Source organism: Chitinimonas naiadis, from assembly GCF_054780835.1.
Genome location: NZ_BAAGVO010000010.1, coordinates 1 through 1,481, shown reverse-complemented (window position 1 = coordinate 1,481; position 1,481 = coordinate 1). Strand labels below are relative to the sequence as shown.

Genomic DNA, 1,481 nt, shown 5'->3' with positions numbered 1-1,481 from the left:
GACCCACGCCAACAACCTGGTCTCGCAGCAGGTGGACCGGATCTCGGGCAGTGCCGACAGCAATGCAAGCTCGGCGCGGACGGCGGCCGAGGTGACGGGGCGCATGCATGGCTTGACCGAGCAGCTCCGGGCCGCAGTGGGTCGTTTCCGTATCTGACAGAGGGCGTGGACGTCAAAAAAGCGCAAACCGGTCTGAGCCGGCTTTGCGCTTTTTTTTGCCACCGTCCGATAGGGCCTACTGCACAGGCGGCAGCACCGCCAGATCAAAGAAATCCGCCTGTTGGATACGGTCCAGTTCGGTGATAAGGGCCGACTGCTTCATATGTCAGACCAGCGCCGGCTGGCTTGGTCTGATTGAATGATATGAACAAATAGATATGACGATAGTCAGGCACCCCTTTGGGGTGGGCGGGAGTGTAGATGCATAGGCATTTGTCGACAAATGCATGGGAGGGGAAGGCTGTCGAGCCATGGCCGAGCCGGGCGTGCTGGCGCTTTATGCGTCATCAACTATCTTGAAGCAGGGAGCGCAGACTCCCATACCCAGGAGGGATGGGTCCGGTGCTGGCGCTACGCTGGCTACCGGGGTAGTGATTCCATCTTGACGAGGCTCCCCATGTTTTCCAACCTTTCCCTGCGTGCCAGGCTGACGATCGTCGTTGCCGTGGCGCTGGCAGGCATGCTGCTGTTGATCGTGATCTCGGCTTTTTCAATGCGTACCAATCTGCTGGAAGGGCGCAAGGCACTGGTGCAGAGCGGCGTGCAGGCGGTGGTCAACCAGATTGCCTACTACCAGTCGCTCGAAGCCAGTGGCAAGTTGAGCAAGGAAGAAGCCCAGGCCCGCGCCAAGGAAGTGATCAAGTACGCCCGATATGGTGGGGCCGACGGCAAGACCGACTACTACTACATCTGGACCATGGACGGCGTGGGTGTGATGCACCCGCTCAAACCCGAATTTGCTGGCCAGAATATGCTGGACAAGCTCAAGGACGGGTATGGCAACTACCTGATCCGCGATATGACCGGCGCGCTCAAGAGCCAGTCCGAGGCCTTTGTGCCGACCAACTTCCCGCGCCCCGGTGGCAAGGATCCGGTGCCCAAGCTGCAGTTCGTCATGCGCTTTGATGCCTGGAACTGGATGGTGGGGACTGGTATCTATACCGACGATGTGGATGCGGCCTTCCGCAGCAATCTGCTCAAGGAGTTGCTGATCGCGCTGTTTCCGCTGGGCATCGTCGTGCTGGTCTGCCTGCTGGTGGACAAAAGCGTCTTGCGCCAGCTCGGTGGCGAACCTGCCTACACGGTCGACGTGGTGCAGCGTATCGCGGCGGGGCAGCTGGATACGCCGATCAAACTTGACGGTAATGACAAGGACAGCTTGCTGAGCCGGATCAGCGAGATGCAGACGCAACTGCGGGAGCTGATCCGGCAGATCCGCGAGAGCGCCGACAGCATCGGCGAGATGGCGGAGACGGTCTCCT

At 60.1% G+C, this 1,481-nt stretch carries 1 protein-coding gene; it reads left to right on the top strand.

Translation table 11 applies throughout. The features are described from left to right. Positions 1-616: 616 nt before the first annotated feature. Positions 617-1,481, top strand: an 865-nt coding sequence (locus ACYVHK_RS24700) for a cache domain-containing protein (RefSeq protein ID WP_460537747.1), incomplete at its 3' end; no start/stop codon positions are given.